We start from the raw sequence: 18,924 nt of genomic DNA, 5'->3' as shown, positions 1-18,924 counted from the left end.
GGGCGGGTAGGGTCACGTCCGGCGTTCGCGTGAGCGCCCCGGCGGTCCTGGGTCCCGTCCTTGCCCCGGGCCGCCTCGACGGCCACGCCGGAGACGGACCCCGAAGACGATGCGGACCGGGATCCGGTACTGAACGCGCGGGCGCTCGGCCGCTCCCGTCCACGTGCCGGGCGCTCGTTCTCATCATCCCACCGATGCCGAGGAGCGCGGCTGCCGCGACGCCACCCGGCCCCGACCGGGTGGGCACCGGCGCCGCCGGCCGCGTGCCCCGCACGCGCCGCCGCTCCGCGTCCATCGAGCCGTGGCGCGCCGCCCGTCGCGGGCACCGCACCGCCGCCAAGGACACCGGCGCCCGGAACGCGCTGCGCGAAACGTCGTCGCCCCGCCGATGAGGGCGGCGGCCGTACGTCCGAGCACCGAGGCGCCACCCCGGGCACACCGTCCCGGCGCCCGGTCGAGGCACCGGCGCCCCGCCCGCCGGAGGCCGACACCGGGACCGCGTTCCCGGGCCGTGCCGGACGCCGCGTCGAGACGCCCTCCCGGCGCCGGTGCCCGCCGGGCACGGAGTCCGGCGGCGCGGCACCGCGTGCCCTGCGGCCATCGCCCCCGCCACGGGCGGCCGGCCCGGTGCCGCGGGTCTCGCCCGGGCGAGGGCCGTGCGACCGTGGCCGCAGGACGGGGCCACGGTCCCGCGCCCCGGGCATCCGGTGGGTCTTCCGGATTCCGGCCCGGGGCACGGCCGCTCCCCCGCCGGACGCGGGCGCGGGGACATGGGCCGGGGGTCGGGGCATCGCGAGCCCTACGTTCCGGTGAGGTGCTCGGGCCGTACCGGCGTCCGGTTCAGTTCCAGACCCGTCGCGGCACGGATCGCCGCGAGGACGGCCGGGGTCGAGGACAGGGTCGGCGCCTCGCCGACGCCGCGCAGCCCGTAGGGCGCGTTGTCGTCGGCGAGTTCCAGCACGTCGACGGGGATGGCCGGGGTGTCGAGGATGGTGGGGATCAGATAGTCGGTGAACGAGGGGTTGCGCACCCTCGCCGTCTTCGGATCGACGATGATCTCCTCCATCACCGCCATGCCCAGGCCCTGCGTCGTACCGCCCTGGATCTGCCCGAGGACGGACAGCGGGTTCAGCGCCTTGCCGACGTCCTGGGCGCAGGCAAGTTCGACGACCTTGACCAGACCGAGTTCCGTGTCGACCTCGACCACGGCCCGGTGCGCGGCGAACGAGTACTGCACATGGCCGTTGCCCTGGCCGGTGTGCCGGTCGAAGGGTTCGGTGGGGCGGTGCCGCCACTCCAGCTCGAGGTCGATCGCCTCGTCCCCGAGCACGTCGGCGAGGTCGGCCAGCACCTCCCCGCCGTCGGTGACGACCTTGCCGCCCTCCAGGAGCAGCTCGGCGTGGGCCCAGGCCGGGTGGTACGGGCCCAGCTTGCGGCGGCCCAGCTCGAAGACCTTCTCCCTGACGGCCTCGCAGGCGTTCTTGATCGCGCCACCGGTGACGTACGTCTGCCGGGAGGCGGACGTCGAACCGGCGGAGCCGACCCGCGTGTCGGCCGGGTGGATGGTCACCCGGGTGACGCCGAGTTCGGTGCGGGCGATCTGCGCGTGGACGGTGACCCCGCCCTGCCCGACCTCGGCCGCCGCGGTGTGCACCATGGCGACCGGTTCCCCACCGACGGCCTCCAGCCGGACCCGCGCCGTCGAGTAGTCGTCGAAGCCCTCGCTGAAGCCGACGTTCTTGATGCCCACGGCGTATCCGACGCCCCGTACGACACCTTCGCCGTGCGTGGTGTTGGACAGTCCGCCGGGCAGGGCCCGCACGTCGACGCCTTCCGTCGTCTCCCACTCGCGCTCGGGCGGCAGCGGCATCGCCTTGACGCGGCGCAGCAGTTCCGCGACCGGGGCCGGGGAGTCGACCCGCTGTCCCGTCGGCATGAAGGTGCCCTGCTCCATGGCGTTGAGCCGCCGGAACTCCACCGGGTCCATGCCGAGCCGCGCGGCCACCTTGTCCATCTGCGCCTCGTAGGCGAAGCACGCCTGGACGGCGCCGAAGCCGCGCATCGCGCCGCAGGGCGGGTTGTTCGTGTAGAGGGCGAGCGCCTCGATGTCGACGTCGTCGACGGCGTACGGTCCGACGGACAGCGAGGCGGCGTTGCCGACGACGGCCGGGGAGGCGGAGGCGTAGGCGCCGCCGTCCAGCACGATGCGGCACTTCACGTGGGTGAGCTTTCCGTCGTTCGTCGCCCCGTGCTCGTACCACAGTTTCGCCGGATGCCGGTGGACGTGCCCGAAGAAGGACTCGAAACGGTTGTAAACGATCTTAATGGGCTTGCCGGTGCGCAGTGCCAGCAGGCAGGCGTGGATCTGCATCGACAGGTCCTCGCGGCCGCCGAACGCGCCGCCGACACCGGAGAGGGTCATCCGCACCTTGTCCTCGGGCAGGCCGAGGACGGGCGCGATCTGCCGCAGGTCGGAGTGGAGCCACTGGGTGGCGATGTAGAGATCCACACCGCCGTCCTCCGCGGGCACGGCGAGGCCCGACTCCGGTCCCAGGAACGCCTGGTCCTGCATGCCGAACTCGTACTCGCCGCTGACGACGACGTCGGCGCGCTCGGCGGCGGCGCGGGCGTCGCCGCGCACGATGGGCTGGCGGTGCAGGATGTTGGGGTGCGGGACGTGGGCGGCGTGGTGGTCGGTGCGGTTCTCGTGGACGAGGGGCGCGCCGGGCGCGGTCGCGGAGGCCTCGTCGGTGACGACCGGCAGTTCCCTGTAGTCGACCCGGATTCTGGCGGCGGCACGCCGGGCGGTCTCGGGGTGGTCGGCGGCGACGATCGCGACGGGCTCGCCGTGGTGACGCACCCGGCCGTGGGCGAGGACCGGGGTGTCCTGGATCTCCAGTCCGTAATGCCTGGTCTCCGTCGGCAGGTCGTCGTAGGTGAGCACGGCGTACACGCCGGCCTGGGCGAGGGCGGCGGAGGTGTCGATGGAGACGATCTCCGCGTGCGCGACCGGGGAGCGCAGAATGTGGCCCCACAACATGTCCTCGTGCCACATGTCGGAGGAGTACGCGAATTCGCCGGTGACCTTGAGGGTGCCGTCGGGGCGGAGCGTGGACTCGCCGATGCGGCCCTTGTCCCTGGCGGCGGTGCCCTGGGTGATCGTCTCTGGGGTGCGCATCGTCAGACCGTCCCTTCCCGGGCCGGCGCCCCGCCCTGGCGGGCCGCCGCGAGGCGGACGGCGTCCAGGATCTTCTCGTAGCCGGTGCAGCGGCACAGATTGCCCGACAGCGCCTCGCGGATGTCACCGTCGGAGGGGGTGGGGTTGCGTTCCAGCATCTCGTCGGCGGCGATCAGCAGGCCGGGGGTGCAGAAGCCGCACTGCACGGCGCCCGCGTCGATGAAGGCCTGCTGGATCGGGGAGAGGCCGGGGCCCTCCGCGCCACCCGCGCGGCCGTGTGCGCCTCGCTCGTCCTGTCCGCCCCGTGTGCCCTGGGCACGCTGCCTCGTGTAGTCCGCGAGTCCTTCGACGGTGACGACCTCGCGGCCCTCGACCTGTCCCGCGGCGACCAGGCAGGCGCACACGGGCACGCCGTCCAGACGGACCGTGCACGAACCGCACTCGCCCTGCTCACAGGCGTTCTTCGAACCGGGCAGGCCCATGCGTTCACGCAGTACGTAGAGGAGGGACTCGCCCTCCCACACGTCGTCGGCCTCCTGCCGGCGGCCGTTGACCTTGAATGTCACGCGCACAGCGCGCCCCCTTCGCCCTTGCCTCCGGTGTCCCCGGGGTCCCCGGCGCCTGCGGCGCCCCGGTTCCTCCGGTACTCCTCCCAGGTCCAGCCCAGCGTGCGGCGGGCCATGGTCCCGACCGCGTGCCTGCGGTACTTCGCGGTGCCCCGCACGTCGTCGATCGGACTGCAGGCGGCCGCGCACAGATCGGCGAACTGCTTGGCGACGGACGGGGTGATGATCCTGCCGCTGTCCCAGAAGCCGCCCTCCTCGAGCGCCGCGTTCAGGAACTCCTCGGCGGTGGTGGCCCTGACCGGGGTGGGGGCCGCGGATCCGATGCCGGTCCTGACCGTACGGGTTCCGGGGTGCAGCGCCAGGCCGAACGCGCACACGGCGATCACCATGGCGTTGCGTGTGCCGACCTTCGAGAACTGCTGCGGTCCCGTCGCCCTCCTGATGCGCACCGCCCTGATCAGTTCGTCCGGTTCCAGCGCGTTGCGCTTGACCCCGGTGTAGAACTCCTCGACCGGGATCAGGCGGGTGCCGCGCACGGACGCCACCTCGACCTCGGCCCCTGCGGCCAGCAGCGCCGGATGCGAGTCGCCCGCCGGGGAGGCGGCACCGAGGTTGCCGCCCACGGTGCCGCGGTTGCGGATCTGCGGGGATCCCACCGTGTGCGCGGCGAGGGCCAGGCCGGGGAGTTCGGTGCGCAGGCGGGTGATGATGTCGGTGTAGGTGACTCCCGCGCCGAGCCGGACCGTGTCCTGAACGGCCGCCCCGCCGTCGCCACCGTCGCCACCGCTGCCACCGCTGCCACCGCTGCCACCGATCTCCCATTCGCGCAGCTCACCGATGCGGTTCAGGTCCATCAGGTACTCGGGGCGGCGGTGGTCGAAGTTGATCTCGACCATCACATCGGTGCCCCCCGCGATCGGCACGGCGCTCGGATGCTCGGCCTTGGCGGCCAGCGCCTCCTCCCAGCTGGCGGGGCGAAGGAAGTCCATGATCGGCTCTCTTCATTCGTAAGGACTGTCGTGGGCGGCGTGCGCCGGGGTGCTCGCGCCGGGGGGTGTGCCTGGTGGGCGGGCCTCGCCGGCGTGCGTCCGGGTGCGGGGCGGACGGTCCTCGGCCACTCGATTCAGGTGTGGTTCACGCGATGCGCCCCAGTACACAAGCCATGGTCCTGCCGGGTGCAGTCACGGAAAACATGAAGGAGTTGGCTGGTGGACGCCCTTGTCTTGTAGATTCATATGAAAGACGGGGCTGACTAACCTCACTGAAACCGACCGGAAAATCACCGGCAACATCGAGACGGACGGCGGCGACTGGATGCGGCTGCGCGCACTGCTGGAGACCGACGCGCTGGGCCTGCGGCTGCTCGGCGGCGGGGACGAACTGGACCGCGCCGTCCGGGGTGTCATGACCACCGACCTCCGTGATCCGAGCCGCTATCTGTCGGGGGGCGAACTCGTCCTCACCGGTCTCGCGTGGCGGCGCACCGCCGAGGACTCCGAACCTTTTGTCCGTATTCTCGCAGGTGCGGGCGTCGCGGCGCTCGCAGCGGGCGAGGCGGAACTCGGTGCCGTCCCCGACGACCTGGTGGAGGCCTGCGCGCGGCACCGGCTGCCGCTGTTCGCGGTCCACGAGTCGGTGGCCTTCGCGACCGTCACGGAGCATGTGGTGCGGCAGGTGTCGGGCGAGCGGGCCGGGGATCTGGCCGCGGTCGTGGAGCGGCACCGGCGGCTGATGACCCCGGGGCCCGCGGGCGGCGGTCCCGACGTCGTACTGGACCTGCTGGGCACGGACCTGGACCTGCGCGCGTGGGTGCTGTCGCCGACGGGGCGCCGGATCGCGGGAGGCGGGGCGCGGGACGGTGCGGGAGCCGCCGCGCCGGGTTCCGGACCGGCTGCGCCGGCCGGGCCGGGGGCCGTCACGGCGGCCGGTACGGGCACGGGAGCCGGTACCGGCGCGGGCACCGCGGCCGGGTCCGGGTCCGGTTCCGCGGCTGGTTCCGGTTCCGGTTCCGGGGAGTTGTCTCCCGGCGTGTGCGCCAGGCTCGCGGCCGAGGCGCTGGCCGCCGCCCGCACGGGCAAGCGGGTCCCGTACCGCGTCCTGGTCGACGGCACGACGTACTCCCTCTTCCCCGTCCGGCCGAGCGGGCGCGCCGGGCGGGACATCCGCGAGACCGTGCTGTCGGACTGGCTGCTCGCGGTCGAGGCGGACGCCGGCGACTGGGCAGGGGAACGCCTCGATCTCCTGCACGGCGTCACCCAGCTGATCGCCGTCGAACGCGACCGCCGCGAGGCGGGCCGTACGGTGCGGCGGCGGCTGGCTCAGGAGGTCCTGGAACTGGTCCAGGCGGGTGCGGCCCCCGCGGAGATCGCCGCACGGCTGCGCGTCACCGCGCCGGTACTGCTGCCCGGTCTCGGCAGTGCCCCGCACTGGCAGGTCGTCGTCGCCCGAGTCGACTGGGACGGCGGCGACGTGCCGGGCGGACCCGTGGCCCAGTCCGTGCTGGAGGAGATCCTCGTCGGCCCGGCCCTGGCGGGGCCCGGGCCCGCCGACCGCATAGCGGTCGCCCAGGTGGGGGACGAGGCGGTGGCGCTGGTGCCGTTGCCCTCCGTCCCGGACCCCGACGCGGTCGCCGCCGCCGCGGGCGACGCGGGCGCCGGCCCGGACGCGGGCACGGGCGCCGGCTCGGGCACGGGCACGGGCGCCGGCCGCGGAGAGGCGGGCGCGGACCCCCTGGCGTACGGCCTCAGCGCCGAAGCGCTGCTCGACGCCGTACGCGAACCCCTGTCGGGCGGGCTGAACGACGACGGCCGGCTGACGCTGGGCGTCAGCGCCGCCGTCCACTCCGCGGAGGGGCTGCGCGGCGCCTTGGAGGAGGCCCGGCACGCGCGGCGGGTCGCCGCCGCCCGCACGGGACGCGTGTGCGCGGCCGGCCACCACGAACTGGCCTCGCACGTGCTGCTGCTGCCGTTCGTGCCGGACGACGTGCGCAAGGCCTTCACGGCCCGGCTGCTGGACCCGCTGCGGGACTACGACCGGCGGCACCGCGCCGAGCTGATCCCCACGCTGGAGGCGTTCCTGGACTGCGACGGGTCCTGGACGCGCTGCGCGACCCGCCTGCATCTGCACGTGAACACGCTGCGGTACCGGGTGGGGCGCATCGAGCAGCTGACCGGCAGGGACCTGTCGCGGCTCGAGGACAAGCTGGACTTCTTCCTGGCCCTGCGGATGAGCTGACCGAGCAACCGGCCCTCCGTGCCGCAGCTCCGCCGCCCCGGCGGCACCGGGCACGGGAATGTCATGGACACAAAGGGGCGGGAATGTCTCCCTTGCGGGACCCTTGATCCGGGGGCGCTCGAATCCGGGCCGCACGGCGGAGGACGCACATGGGCGGGCGTGCGGCACGCCGCCGACCTGCGAACGGGCGAGAACAACGGTAGAAGTGGGGAGAGGAGCCGACGCGGCGGGCTCGGACGCTCCGGGCGCTCGGACGCCCTCGGAGACGACCCCCGAGACCGAGACCTGGACCACCGAGACCTGGACCGAGAGTGAGACGGAGGCCGGGACCCGGGCGTTCGCGGAGGCAGGATGGGCGACGGATGGACATGCATGGTGCCACCACCCTCGGTCATGGCTCCGGTACGTCCCCGGCCCCCGCGGCCTCGGCCACGGCGGTCGTCGACGCACATGGCGTCGTGACGGGATGGAGCGCGGGCGCCGAGAGGCTGCTCGGCTACCCCTCACGGGACACCGTCGGGTATCCCGTGGCCCGTCTGCTGGCCCCGGAGGCGGACATCGAGAAGGCGTTCCCCTCCGTCCTCGACGGCTGGAGCGGGACGGTCGTGCTGCGCCACCGGGACGGCCGGCGCGTCGACGTGTGGCTGCGGGCCCATCCGTCGTTCGACAGCCAGGGCAACGCGCAACTGCTCGTCGTGGCCACTCGGCCCGAGCGGCTCGTCTCGGACACGGACCGCGCGATGACCGAGGAGGCCTTCGCCCAGTGCCATCTGCCCGTCATGGTCTACGACAGCGAGTTGCGGGCCCGGAGGGCGAGCGCCGGGGCGAGCCGCGAACTGGGCCTCACCGAGGACCAGATCCGCGGGCGGCGCGTCACCGAGATCCTGCCGCCCCACATCTGCCGCACGGTCGAGAACGGCATGCGCCGGGTGTTCGAGACCGGGGAACCCGAGCGGTTCGACGTGCGCGGCGCCCCCCGGCGCGGGTCACGCGAAAAGGTCTGGTCCATCACCGTGTCCCCGCTGGTGAACCCCACGGGGCAAGTGCGGCACGTGCAGATCACCGCACTCGACGTCACCCAGCAGCACTGGGCCAGGGAGCGCCTCGCCCTGCTCAACGACGTCAGCACCCGCGTGGGAAGCACGCTCGACGTGATGCGCACCGCCCAGGAGATGGCCGACGTGGTGGTCGCCCGGCGGCTGGCCGACTTCGTCACCATCGACCTCCTCGACTCCCTCTTCCGCGGGGTCGAGCCGACGCCCTCCGTCGCAGGCACCGTCGCGCTGCGCCGCGCCGCGCAGCAGTCCGTCCTGCCCGGCGCGCCCGAGGCGGTGAACAAGCCGGGACATGTGGACTACTACCCGGAGTCCACACCACCCGTGCGCTGCCTGGCCACCGGCCGGGCCTCCCTGCACCGCACCCTGGACGACGCCATCAGGAACTGGCAGAAGGCCGACCCGACGCGAGCGGGCGTCGTCCGCAACTTCAAGATCCACTCCGTGATGGTGATCCCGCTGCGCGCCCGCGGCATCACCCTCGGCGTAGCGGTCCTGACCCGCCACCGGCGCCCTGAACCCTTCGACGAGGACGACCTTCTCCTCGCCGAGGAGATCGGCACCCGCGCCGCGGTGGCCGTGGACAACGCCCGCCGCTTCGCCCTCGAACGCGCCACCGCTCTCGCGCTCCAGCGCAGCCTGCTGCCGCAGCGGCTCGCCGCTCAGGACGCGGTGGAGGTCGCGTACCGCTATCTTCCCGCCCGCACCCGGGCCGGCCTGGGCGGGGACTGGTTCGACGTGATCCCGCTGTCCGGCGCCCGGGTGGCGCTGGTCGTCGGCGACGTGGTCGGCCACGGTCTGCGCGCCTCCGCCACCATGGGGCGGCTGCGGACCGCGGTACGCACCCTCGCCGACGTGGACCTGCCCCCGGACGAGCTGCTCGTACAGCTCGACGACCTGGTCACCCACCTGGCGTCCGAGGAGGAGGACACCACCGCGGAGCCGCCGTCGGGCCCCGAGCCCGACCTCGAGGTGTCACCCGATCTCATCGCCACCTGCCTGTACGTCGTCTACGACCCGGTCTCGCGCCACTGCGTCGCCGCTGCCGCGGGCCACCCGCCGCCCGCGCTGGTCACTCCCGACGGCAGGGCGGACTTCATCGACCTCCTTCCCGGACCGCCGCTGGGCGTGGGCGGCCTGCCCTTCGAGACGGTCGAGCGGGAGCTGCCACGGGGCAGCCTGCTCGCGCTGTACACGGACGGCCTCATCGAGGGAACCCAACACGACCTCGCCGAGGGCTCCGCCCTGCTGCGCCGGTGCCTGGAGCGGCCCGCCCGCTCACTGGAGGCCCTCTGCGACAGCCTGATCCAGACCCTGCTCCCCGCACAGCCCCCCGACGACGTCGCCCTGCTCGTCGCCCGCACCCGCGCCCTGGACACCTCCCAGGTCGCCACCTGGGAACTGCCCTCCGACCCGGCAGCCGTGGCCGGGGCCCGCGCCGAGGCCACTGCCAGGCTGAGGGCGTGGCAGCTGCACGACATCGCCTTCACCGCGGAGCTGGTGATCAGCGAACTCGTCACCAATGCGATCGTCTACGGCCAGCCGCCCGTACAGCTGCGCCTGATCCACGACGCCTCCCTCATCTGTGAGGTGTCCGACAGCAGCAGCACCGCACCGCACATGCGCCGCGCCCGCACCTTCGACGAGGGCGGCCGCGGCCTGCTGCTCGTCGCCCAGTTCGCCGAGCGCTGGGGCACCCGGCACCATGCGGGCGGGAAGACGATCTGGGCGGAGATCGACCTCTCCGACAGGCACGCCGGGTGAGGTCCCCTCGCGCGGCCCGGCCGCAGGTCCGGCCGTAAGCCCGGCCGTGGGTCCGGCCGGGTGCTCCGCCACAAGTCCCGTGCGCCGCCCTCGGGTTCGTCGCGGTCGGCCGGCCGGCCGCGGCCTCGCGGCGGAGCCGCTCGCCGTCACGGCCCGCGCCCCTTTTGGCCGTTGGGGCACCGCCGGGACCGCACCCGGCTTCGCCGACGAGCGGACCCGCTCAGTCGATGCGGGGGCTGCGGCGTTCGACGAGGACGACGTCCCGCCAGCGGCCGTGGTGCCGCCCGACGCGTTCCCGGGTGCCGATGACACGGAAACCGGCGCGCCGGTGCAGCGCCAGGCTGGCCGTGTTCTCGGGGAAGATGCCGGACTGGATCGTCCAGATGCCGGCCTCCTCGGTGGACTCGATCAGCGCGTCGAGCAGGGCGCGCGCGACGCCGCGGCCCCGGGCGGCGGGGCCGACGTACACCGAGTGCTCGACGACGCCCGCGTACGCACACCGGTCGGACACCTTGGACGCGGCGACCCAGCCGAGGACCCGGCCCGTGCCGGGATCGAGGGCGACGAAGCGGTGACCGGGCAGTTTGGCCCGGTCGAAGGCCTCCCAGCCGGGAGCCCCGGTCTCGAAGGTGGCGTTGCCCTCCTCGATGCCCGACCGGTAGATGTCCAGGACCTGTTCGGCGTGGCCTGCGGTGAGCGGCGCGATCGTGATGCTCATGGCCGCGCCATGATCGCGCGGACGGCGGCCGGGAAGCACTCCAAGCAGGCGCCGTTGACCTCGTAGCGCGTCGAGGTGCCGAGGCGCTCGGGCAGGACGAAGCGGACCTCGGCGAGGATCCGCAGGTGGTGCGAGACCGTCGACTGGCCGATCGGGAGCCGGCCGACGATCTCACCGACGGTCATGGGGCGACGTTCGGTCGCGAGCAGGTGCAGCAGGCGTACGCGCATGGGGTCGGCCAGGGCCTTGAACCATGCGGCGTAGCGGACGAAGTCCTCGGGGGTGAGCGGCGTGACGCCGCGCGCCATCTCTTCCATCGGCAATCGACGATAATAGATGAAGGCGTTCCGCAGAACCCCAGAGGGGTCATCAGTTGGCAGGCCTGGCAGGTTCGAGAGGTGTCTATGTTGACGCACATCAAATCAGAGCGCAGGCTTGTCGGTAGACCGGCGCACCGATGGACCGGTGCGCCGGGCACCGATGAGGCGCCGGCGGACCGGCGCACCGCGCGCCGGTGGACCGCTGGACCGCTGGACCGATGCCAAGGAGGCCCCCATGCCCATGACCGAACCGTCAGAGCTGCGCGAGAAGGTCCGTGCCGGATACGCCGCGGCGGCCGTCAAGGTCACCGAGGGCGGCACGGCATGTTGCGGATCGCAGACCGAGGGGATCGACGAGAAGTTCGGCCCCGCCGGGTACGCCGCCGACGAGCGCGACGCCCTGCCCGCCGAGGCGGTCGCCGCCTCGCTCGGCTGCGGCAATCCGCTGGCCGTCGCCGAACTGCGGGAAGGCGAACGGGTGCTGGACCTCGGGTCCGGCGGCGGCATCGACGTACTGCTGTCCGCGCGCCGCGTCGGAACGAGCGGCAAGGCGTACGGACTGGACATGACCGAGGAGATGCTCGCCCTCGCGCTGGCCAACGCGAAGAAGGCCGGGGTGACCAACGTGGAGTTCCTCAAGGGCGCCATCGAGGCCATCCCGCTCCCGGCGGCCACCATCGACGTGGTGATCTCGAACTGCGTGATCAACCTGTCCGTGGACAAGCCGGCCGTCTTCGCCGAGATGTTCCGGGTACTGGCGCCGGGCGGCCGGGTCGGCGTCTCGGACGTCGTGGCCGAGGACCACCTGACGCCCGGAGAGCGCGCGGAACGCGGCGACTACGTCGGCTGCATCGCCGGTGCGCTGTCCTTCGCCGAGTACCGCCAGGGCCTTGAGGCGGCCGGGTTCACGGAGGTCGAGATCACCCCGACCCACCAGGTCGCCGACGGCATGCACTCCGCCGTGGTACGGGCGGTCAAGCCGGCGCACGCACCCCTGCCGCTGGTGGCGGAGGCATCGGCCGGCGGTTCGTGCTGCGGCTGACCCGGCTCGTCCGCCGGTCCGTCCCTCCGGTCCGCCCACTGCGGTCAGCCCGCCTCCGACGAGAAGGCCCCCGGACGCGGCAGCGGCTGCCGGGTCCGGGGTCTTCCCGTCGGAACCGCCGCCCCTGCTGCTGCGTCCGCTGCCGCCTCTGCCGCTGCCGCTTCAGCCGAGGAAGTCCTCCAGCTTGCGCACGATCGTCGCCTTCGGCTTGCCGCCCACGATGCTCCTGACGACCTCCCCGCCGACGTACACGTTCAGCTTGGGGATGGACATGATCCGATACTTGGCGGCGGTGGCCGGGTTCTCGTCGATGTTGAGCTTGACCACCTCGATCTTGTCGCCGTACTCGGCGGCGATGGATTCGAGGGCCGGGGCGATCTGGCGACACGGTCCGCACCAGGGCGCCCAGAAGTCGACGAGCACGGGCTTGTCGCTCCTGAGCACGTCCTCCTCGAAGGTGCTGTCGGTCGTTTCCCTGAGAGCCATGCCGGCCTCCTGTTGTCGTGTCGCTGTGTGGCCCCGGTACGGTAGTCGGAGTACCGGAGCGGTGTGCTGGGGCCGGTATACCTACCGGGGCCGGTGTACCGGAGTCAGGCGGTGGCCGCGGCCGGGGCCGCCTCCGCGACCGCCTTGTGGGCGAGGGCCGCGAGGTACCGCTCGGTGTCGAGTGCGGCCGCGCAGCCGGACCCCGCAGCGGTGATCGCCTGCCGGTAGGTGTGGTCGACGACGTCGCCCGCGCCGAAGACACCGGGGATGCTGGTGCGTGTCGACGGGGACAGCACCTTGAGGTATCCCTCGTCGTCGAGGTCGAGCTGGCCCTTGACGAGTTCGGTGCGCGGGTCGTGGCCGATGGCGACGAACAGCCCGGTGGCCGCCAGTTCGGACTCCTCACCGGTCCTGGTGTCGCGCAGGGTGAGTCCGGCGAGCTTGCCGTCCTTCTCGTGCACGGCGGCGACCTCGCTGTCCCAGGCGAAGGAGATCTTGCCGTCGGCGAAGGCGCGGTCCTGCATGGCCTTGGAGGCGCGCAGGGTGTCGCGCCGGTGCACGACGGTGACCGAGCGGGCGAAGCGGGACAGGAAGGTGGCCTCCTCGAGCGCCGTGTCACCGCCGCCTACCACCACGATGTCGTGGTCGCGGAAGAAGAACCCGTCACAGGTCGCGCAGTACGACACACCACGGCCGGACAGGGTGTCCTCGTGGGGCAGGCCGAGCTTGCGGTGCTGCGAGCCGGTCGCGACGATCACGGCCCTGGCCCGGTGGACGCTCCCCGCACCGTCGGTCACGGTCTTGGCCTCGCCGGTGAGGTCGACGGCGGTGACGTCGTCCGGGACGAGTTCGGCGCCGAACCTCTCGGCCTGGGCCCGCATGTTGTCCATCAGGTCGGGGCCCATGATGCCGTCGCGGAAACCGGGGAAGTTCTCCACCTCGGTCGTCTGCACCAGCGCGCCGCCGGCGGTGACCGCCCCCTCGAAGACCAGGGGCCTCAGGCCGGCCCGCGCGGTGTACAGGGCGGCGGTGTAACCGGCGGGGCCCGAGCCTATGACGATGACGTTCCGGATCCCCGCGCCGTCCGTGGCGGCGGAGTCCGCGGCAGTGTCCGTGCCCGCGGTCATGCCGACTTCTCCGGCGCCGGGGCGATCTCCTCGATCAGGCCCTCGACGAGCTTCTTGATCTCGTCCCGGATCGGGCGGACCGCCTCGACGCCCTGTCCGGCCGGGTCGTCCAGCTTCCAGTCCAGGTAGCGCTTCCCGGGGAAGACCGGGCAGGTGTCGCCGCAGCCCATCGTGATGCACACGTCGGACGCCTTGACCGCGTCGACGGTCAGGATCTTCGGCGTCTCGGCGGTGATGTCGATGCCGACCTCCCGCATCGCCTCGACGGCGGCGGGGTTGACCTGATCGGCGGGGGCGGATCCGGCGGAGCGGACCTCGACACGGTCCCCGGCCAGGTGGGACAGCCATGCGGCGGCCATCTGCGACCGGCCGGCGTTGTGGACACAGACGAACAGGACGGACGGCTTCTCGGACATCAGGAGTCTCACTTGTCTCACGACGGCATCAGGCCCGTATGACACGCCCGGAACCGGGCCGCACGGCCCCGGAGGACGACGCGGCATACCCGGCGCGGCGCGACATCAGCACCTGGTGGTGTCAGCCACCACTGATGTGAGAGTATCAGCGCATGATGACGTCAGTCGACACTGACCTGATCCGGGTACTGGCCGACCCGCTCAGGCTCCGGATCGTGACCCTGCTGGCCCACGAGACGCTGTGCACCACGCATCTGGTGGAGGAGACCGGCGCCCGCCAGACCAATCTCTCCAACCATCTGCGGGTACTGCGCGAGGCCGGGGTCGTGGAGACCGAGCCGTGCGGCCGCTTCACCTACTACAAGCTCCGCCCCGACGTCATCGCCCGGCTCGCCGGTCAGTTCGCCGACCTGGCCGAGGCCGCCCGTACCGCCGCCGACAACAAGAGAGCATGCCCGTGACCCGCACCGAACCGTCCGCGACTCCCGGGGAGTCCTCCGTCGTCGCGAAGCTGTCGACACTCGACCGCTTCCTCGCCGTCTGGATCCTCCTCGCCATGGGCATCGGCCTCGGACTCGGCCGACTGGTCCCGGGCCTCGACAACGCCCTGTCCAAGGTCGAGATCGGCGGCATCTCGCTGCCCATCGCCCTCGGCCTGCTCATCATGATGTATCCGGTCCTGGCCAAGGTCCGCTACGACAAGCTCGACACCGTCACGAGCGACAGGAAGCTGATGGTGGCCTCCCTGGTCATCAACTGGCTCATCGGCCCGGCGGTGATGTTCACGCTCGCCTGGGTCTTCCTCGCCGACCTGCCCGAGTACCGCACCGGCCTGATCATCGTCGGACTCGCCCGCTGCATCGCCATGGTCATCATCTGGAACGACCTCGCCTGCGGCGACCGCGAGGCCGCCGCCGTCCTCGTCGCCCTGAACTCGGTCTTCCAGGTCCTGGCCTTCGGCCTGCTCGGCTGGTTCTACCTCGACCTCCTGCCCGGCTGGCTCGGCCTCGGCGAGGGCCAGGAACTCGACATCTCCATGTGGAAGATCGCCCTCAACGTCGTCATCTTCCTCGGCGTGCCCCTGGTCGCCGGATTCCTGACCCGCCGCATCGGCGAGAAGAAGCTCGGCCGCGAGACGTACGAGAACCGGTTCCTGCCGAAGATCGGCCCCTGGGCCCTCTACGGACTGCTCTTCACCATCGTCCTCCTCTTCGCCCTCCAGGGCGACAAGATCACCAGCCGGCCGCTGGACGTGGCCAGGATCGCGGTGCCGCTGCTGGTGTACTTCGCCCTGATGTGGTTCGGCACCTTCGCCCTGGGCAAGGCCGTCGGCCTCGCCTACGACCGCACCGCGACCCTCGCCTTCACCGCCGCGGGCAACAACTTCGAACTCGCGATCGCCGTCGCCATCGCCACCTTCGGCGTCACCTCGGGCCAGGCGCTGTCCGGCGTCGTCGGCCCGCTCATCGAGGTACCCGTCCTCGTCGCCCTCGTCTACGTCTCGCTCGCCTGGCGCAAGAAGTTCGCCACGCGGTGACGACACACTCCGGGCACACGGACGTGGTGGTGGTCGGCGGCGGCCAGGCAGGGCTCGCCGCCGGCTACCACCTGCGCCGCCTCGGCGTGGACTTCGCCGTCCTCGACGCGCAGTCCGCGCCGGGCGGGGCCTGGCAGCACGTGTGGGACTCCCTGCGCCTGTTCTCCCCCGCCGCGTACTCCTCACTGCCCGGCCGGCTGATGCCGCCGCAGGAAGGCGCCGCCTACCCCGACGCGCGTCACGTCGTGGACTACCTCGCCGACTACGAGAAGCGGTACGCGCTGCCGGTGCGGCACGGCGTGCGCGTCGCGGCCGTCCACCGCGACGGACCCTTCCTGCGCGTCGACACGGCCGCCGGTGTGTGGCGCGCCCGCGCCGTCGTCAGCGCGACGGGCACCTGGTGGCGGCCGTTCGTCCCCGCCGTCCCCGGCCGCGCGGCCTTCTCCGGCACCCAGATACACACCGTCGGCTACCGCGGCCCCAGGGACTTCGCGGGCCGGCGCGTCATCGTCGTCGGCGGGGGCAACTCCGGCGCCCAGATCGCCGCCGACCTCGCCCACGACACCGAACTGACCTGGGTCACGCAGCGACCGCCCCGCTTCCTGGCCGACGACATCGACGGCCGCGCCCTGTTCGACGCGGCCACCGCACGCCGCCGCGCCCTCGACGAGGGGCGCACGGACACCGGCGGAGTGGCCTCGCTGGGCGACGTCGTCGCCGTGCCGCCCGTGCGCGAGGCGCGCGACGCCGGGCTGCTGAAGGCGTCACCGATGTTCGCCCGGCTCGTCCCGGGCGGCGTCGAGTGGGCCGATGGAACACGGGCCGACGCCGATGCCGTCATCTGGTGCACCGGCTTCCGCCCCGCGCTGTCCCACCTCGCACCGCTCGGGCTGCGCGGCGCCCGCGGGCGCATTCCCCTCGCCGGCACCCGCGCCCTCGCCGAACCCCGCCTCCATCTGCTCGGCTACGGGGACTGGACCGGGCCTGCCTCCGCCACCCTGATAGGCGTCGGGCGGCCGGCCCGGGACGCCGCCCGCGAGATCGCGGAACTGCTGACGGCCGACGGGTGAGGCGGCAGCAATGAGCAGGGCAACGCGGCGCGCAGGCGGCGAGGTGACAAGGCGCGGGGAGGCGACGCGTCGCGGGAACGGTCAGGAGCCGTAGTGCCGCAGCATCCGGCCCATCGCGGCCAGCACTGAGGGCTCCACCCGGTAGTAGACCCAGGTGCCGCGCCGCTCGGAGGTCAGCAGCCCCGCTTCCTTCAGCTTCTTCAGGTGGTGGGAGACCGTGGGCTGGGAGACACCGACGTCGGAGATGTCGCAGACGCATGCCTCGCCGCCCTCGTGGGCGGCCACGGACGAGAACAGCCTCAGCCGGACCGGATCACCGAGAGCCTTGAACATCCGCGCGGTGCGTTCCGCCTCGTCCGCGGTGAGAGGGCGTTCCGTCAGCGGCGGACAGCAGGGCGCGGCGGCGTCCGGCTCCAGCAGGGGCAGCGCCTTCACGTTCGACATACGCCTATGTTGACACATGTCGAACCAATACCCCAGGGCCTCGCGACCCCGCTCGCGCACTCCCCCGGCCACCTCCGTAACGGTCGGGGCCGCGGGGGGTGACCGACTGCCTCCGAGACCGGGGGCAGCACCAACGGGATCAAGGGTGCCGGGGGCCTGTTATTGCTCAGAGTGACGCTTCGGCCAAGGACCGCACGAAGACGGGGCACCACTCGGGTAATGACTTGTGAATTCTTTCACCCGCGCCCTTGGCCACGCAGGGTAATTCGTGCTGAGATGCGCCCACAGCTCAATGACGCGCTCGGGGAGGCAATGTGGCGGACACCGCCATGTCCGGTTCCGGAACTGCAGCGGGGGACAACGAACCTTCCCCCGGCTACGGAGGGGAGCACCCGATCCAGACGGCGGTATGGCGCCTGCGTTCGCGCGGGTGCTGGTCCGACGCGGCCGCCCTGCTGGAACCGCACGCCTCCGCTCAGCCGCGTATCGCGCTCCAGCGTGCCTCCCTGCTCGTCGAACGCTGCCTGTTCACGGAGGCGGGGTGGTCGGAGGCCGAGGACGCCCTCCGGACCGCCGAGGCCGTCGCGCGGAGCGACGACGAACGCGGCGCGGCCGCTTGTGAACGCGGGCACCTGGCCTACGCCTCGACCGTCCTCGGGGTCCGCGACCGTGCCGACGAGGCACGCGCCGCCCTCGGACGCGCCGCCGCACTGCTGCCGCCCGCCGCTCCCGGACGGCCCCTGCTCGACTTCCGCCGCGGTCTCATCGCCGAGCACCTCGCGGACTCGACCCAGGCCGCCCGGGCCGCGTACCGCCGCGCCCACGCGGGCGCCACGACCCACGGCGACGTCCTGCTGCTCTCCTTCACCTGGCGCCACCTCGCGGGCCTCGCGCTGCGCGACGGGGAGCTGGCCGAGGCCCGTCACGGCTTCGCCGAATCCCTGCGCATCCGCGAGGAGTTGGGCTACCTCGTCGGCACCGCCCCGGCCCTGGTGGCTCTCGCCGAGGCGGAACCGGAACCGGAGTCCAGCCGGCTGCGGGCCGAGGCGGGCCGGCTGTTCCGCCTCCTGGGAGGCGTCCCCACCTGGCTGGCGGGCCAGTTGGACGCGGAACCGGCCGCCTGAACCGCTGAGCCGGCCCTTCCCCCGAGAGGTCGGCGCACGACCGGCACGGCGCGGGCGGGGCGCGGGTGCGGGGCGGAGTCCGGTACGGATGCCGTCCTCCTCCCCCAATACCCTGCCCGTCGGGCGTCGTTCAGCGGATCTCCCGGCGGTCGACGGCGAACCGCAGCAGGTCCCGCCCCACCACCACCTGGCCGTCGTAGCCGCGCGAGGCCTTGGTGCGCCAGGTCTCGTCGGTGACGAAGTCGGAGCGGCCGGGGACGAGGTGGCTGAGGACGAGGGTGCCGCAGCCTGCCTGCTGGGCGATGGAGCCGAGGACCGTCACGTCGGTGTGACTGGTCCTCATGTGCTCCATCTGGGCGGGCGAGAGGCCGGCCAGGGCCATGATCTCCATGTCGATCGCCTCGTGGACGAGGACGTCGGCGCCCCGCGCGAGCCGGACGAGGTTCGGCGTGGGGCCGGTGTCGCCGCTGAAGACGACCGAACCGCCAGCCGTGTCGAAGCGGAAGGCGTAGGACGGGAAGACCGGTGGGTGTTCGACCAGGATCGCGGTGACGCGGACCCGCTCGTCGCGCATCACCTCGAAGGGTTCCATCGCCGGGGCCATCGGGCCGCCGGGACCCGCCCCCACCGCCGGGACACGGATGTCGTGGGGTCGCACCAGGCGGCGGATGTCGGGCCAGCCCTCGCTGCGCATGCGTACGTTGATGTCGTAGGCGGTGGCTGCGATCTGTCCGCGTACCAGTTGGCTGAGCCCCGGGGCGGGCAGTTCGGGGCTGACCGGCGGGACGCGGCGGGAGGCCGGTGACGGTTCGGGCAGCGCGCCGGCCGGGGCGGGGCCGTAGA

General features: G+C 72.8%; 17 protein-coding genes and 2 pseudogenes. 9 read left to right on the top strand and 10 right to left on the bottom strand.

The window, feature by feature from the left end:
• Nucleotides 1-194 precede the first annotated feature (194 nt).
• Entirely contained in the window at nt 195-392 is a 198-nt protein-coding gene (locus GUY61_RS18135) for a hypothetical protein (protein ID WP_166631228.1), read from the top strand.
• A 407-nt stretch (nt 393-799) separates the two neighbouring features.
• Here the strand turns inward: GUY61_RS18135 and GUY61_RS18130 are convergent, their stop codons facing one another.
• The 3 genes from GUY61_RS18130 to GUY61_RS18120 are packed head-to-tail and all read right to left on the bottom strand — an operon-like array spanning nt 800 to nt 4,733.
• Nucleotides 800-3,178, bottom strand: a complete 2,379-nt coding sequence (locus GUY61_RS18130; RefSeq protein ID WP_166631227.1) for a xanthine dehydrogenase family protein molybdopterin-binding subunit — start codon at nt 3,176-3,178, stop codon at nt 800-802.
• Between the two features lie 2 nt (nt 3,179-3,180).
• Nucleotides 3,181-3,750, bottom strand: coding sequence for a (2Fe-2S)-binding protein (locus GUY61_RS18125; RefSeq protein ID WP_166631226.1), 570 nt, complete (start codon nt 3,748-3,750; stop codon nt 3,181-3,183).
• Nucleotides 3,741-4,733, bottom strand: coding sequence for a xanthine dehydrogenase family protein subunit M (locus tag GUY61_RS18120; RefSeq protein WP_166631225.1), 993 nt, complete (start codon nt 4,731-4,733; stop codon nt 3,741-3,743). The genes GUY61_RS18125 and GUY61_RS18120 overlap by 10 nt, the downstream gene beginning before the upstream one ends.
• Before the next feature lie 325 nt (nt 4,734-5,058).
• On the opposite strand from GUY61_RS18120, the pseudogene GUY61_RS18115 reads away from it, so the two are divergent.
• The 3 genes and pseudogenes from GUY61_RS18115 to GUY61_RS18110 all read left to right on the top strand — a co-directional run.
• Nucleotides 5,059-6,354, top strand: a pseudogene (locus tag GUY61_RS18115) (PucR family transcriptional regulator ligand-binding domain-containing protein); the annotation flags it as partial.
• Nucleotides 6,355-6,483: 129 nt separating this feature from the next.
• Nucleotides 6,484-6,978: pseudogene (locus tag GUY61_RS41870) on the top strand (PucR family transcriptional regulator); the annotation flags it as partial.
• A 362-nt stretch (nt 6,979-7,340) separates the two neighbouring features.
• The gene (locus GUY61_RS18110) at nt 7,341-9,797 is read left to right on the top strand and encodes a SpoIIE family protein phosphatase (RefSeq protein WP_166631223.1); all 2,457 of its coding nucleotides are present in this window, start codon (nt 7,341-7,343) and stop codon (nt 9,795-9,797) included.
• Between the two features lie 220 nt (nt 9,798-10,017).
• Here the strand turns inward: GUY61_RS18110 and GUY61_RS18105 are convergent, their stop codons facing one another.
• Both GUY61_RS18105 and GUY61_RS18100 read right to left on the bottom strand, forming a co-directional pair.
• Entirely contained in the window at nt 10,018-10,515 is a 498-nt protein-coding gene (locus tag GUY61_RS18105) for a GNAT family N-acetyltransferase (protein ID WP_166631222.1), read from the bottom strand.
• On the bottom strand, nt 10,512-10,832 hold the full coding sequence (locus GUY61_RS18100; RefSeq protein ID WP_243766549.1) for a helix-turn-helix transcriptional regulator: 321 nt from the start codon (nt 10,830-10,832) through the stop codon (nt 10,512-10,514). The genes GUY61_RS18105 and GUY61_RS18100 overlap by 4 nt, the downstream gene beginning before the upstream one ends.
• A 244-nt stretch (nt 10,833-11,076) precedes the next feature.
• Between GUY61_RS18100 and arsM the strand changes: the two genes are divergently transcribed.
• A complete protein-coding gene (gene arsM, locus GUY61_RS18095; protein WP_166631231.1) occupies nt 11,077-11,877 on the top strand; it encodes an arsenite methyltransferase in 801 nt (266 codons plus the stop codon).
• 162 nt (nt 11,878-12,039) lie between these two features.
• Here the strand turns inward: arsM and trxA are convergent, their stop codons facing one another.
• The 3 genes from trxA to GUY61_RS18080 form a co-directional block, all read right to left on the bottom strand.
• Nucleotides 12,040-12,363, bottom strand: a complete 324-nt coding sequence (gene trxA / locus GUY61_RS18090; RefSeq protein WP_166631221.1) for a thioredoxin — start codon at nt 12,361-12,363, stop codon at nt 12,040-12,042.
• A 104-nt stretch (nt 12,364-12,467) separates the two neighbouring features.
• Nucleotides 12,468-13,490, bottom strand: coding sequence for a thioredoxin-disulfide reductase (gene trxB, locus GUY61_RS18085; protein ID WP_166631220.1), 1,023 nt, complete (start codon nt 13,488-13,490; stop codon nt 12,468-12,470).
• Nucleotides 13,487-13,906 carry an arsenate reductase ArsC gene (locus tag GUY61_RS18080; RefSeq protein ID WP_166631219.1) on the bottom strand — a complete coding sequence of 140 codons (420 nt, stop codon included), beginning with the start codon at nt 13,904-13,906 and terminating at the stop codon, nt 13,487-13,489. The genes trxB and GUY61_RS18080 overlap by 4 nt, the downstream gene beginning before the upstream one ends.
• A 152-nt stretch (nt 13,907-14,058) precedes the next feature.
• Here GUY61_RS18080 and GUY61_RS18075 point away from each other — a divergent pair, with 152 nt between their 5' ends.
• From GUY61_RS18075 to GUY61_RS18065, 3 genes are read left to right on the top strand one after another with little or no spacing between them, the layout of a single operon-like run.
• Nucleotides 14,059-14,367, top strand: a complete 309-nt coding sequence (locus GUY61_RS18075; RefSeq protein WP_166631218.1) for a helix-turn-helix transcriptional regulator — start codon at nt 14,059-14,061, stop codon at nt 14,365-14,367.
• On the top strand, nt 14,364-15,443 hold the full coding sequence (gene arsB / locus GUY61_RS18070; RefSeq protein WP_166631230.1) for an ACR3 family arsenite efflux transporter: 1,080 nt from the start codon (nt 14,364-14,366) through the stop codon (nt 15,441-15,443). The genes GUY61_RS18075 and arsB overlap by 4 nt, the downstream gene beginning before the upstream one ends.
• A complete protein-coding gene (locus GUY61_RS18065; protein ID WP_313896720.1) occupies nt 15,440-16,513 on the top strand; it encodes an ArsO family NAD(P)H-dependent flavin-containing monooxygenase in 1,074 nt (357 codons plus the stop codon). The genes arsB and GUY61_RS18065 overlap by 4 nt, the downstream gene beginning before the upstream one ends.
• An 81-nt stretch (nt 16,514-16,594) precedes the next feature.
• Here the strand turns inward: GUY61_RS18065 and GUY61_RS18060 are convergent, their stop codons facing one another.
• On the bottom strand, nt 16,595-16,957 hold the full coding sequence (locus tag GUY61_RS18060) for a helix-turn-helix transcriptional regulator (protein ID WP_166631217.1): 363 nt from the start codon (nt 16,955-16,957) through the stop codon (nt 16,595-16,597).
• Between the two features lie 329 nt (nt 16,958-17,286).
• Between GUY61_RS18060 and GUY61_RS18055 the strand changes: the two genes are divergently transcribed.
• Nucleotides 17,287-18,081 carry a hypothetical protein gene (locus GUY61_RS18055; protein WP_208106137.1) on the top strand — a complete coding sequence of 265 codons (795 nt, stop codon included), beginning with the start codon at nt 17,287-17,289 and terminating at the stop codon, nt 18,079-18,081.
• Nucleotides 18,082-18,211: 130 nt separating this feature from the next.
• On the opposite strand, the gene GUY61_RS18050 is transcribed toward GUY61_RS18055, so the two are convergent.
• The coding region (locus tag GUY61_RS18050; RefSeq protein WP_243766547.1) for an MBL fold metallo-hydrolase at nt 18,212-18,924 on the bottom strand (713 nt) is incomplete at its 5' end.

Source organism: Streptomyces sp. GC420 (genome assembly GCF_009916105.1).
Classification (GTDB): Bacteria; Actinomycetota; Actinomycetes; order Streptomycetales; family Streptomycetaceae; genus Streptomyces.
This window is presented reverse-complemented; position numbering and strand designations above follow the sequence as displayed.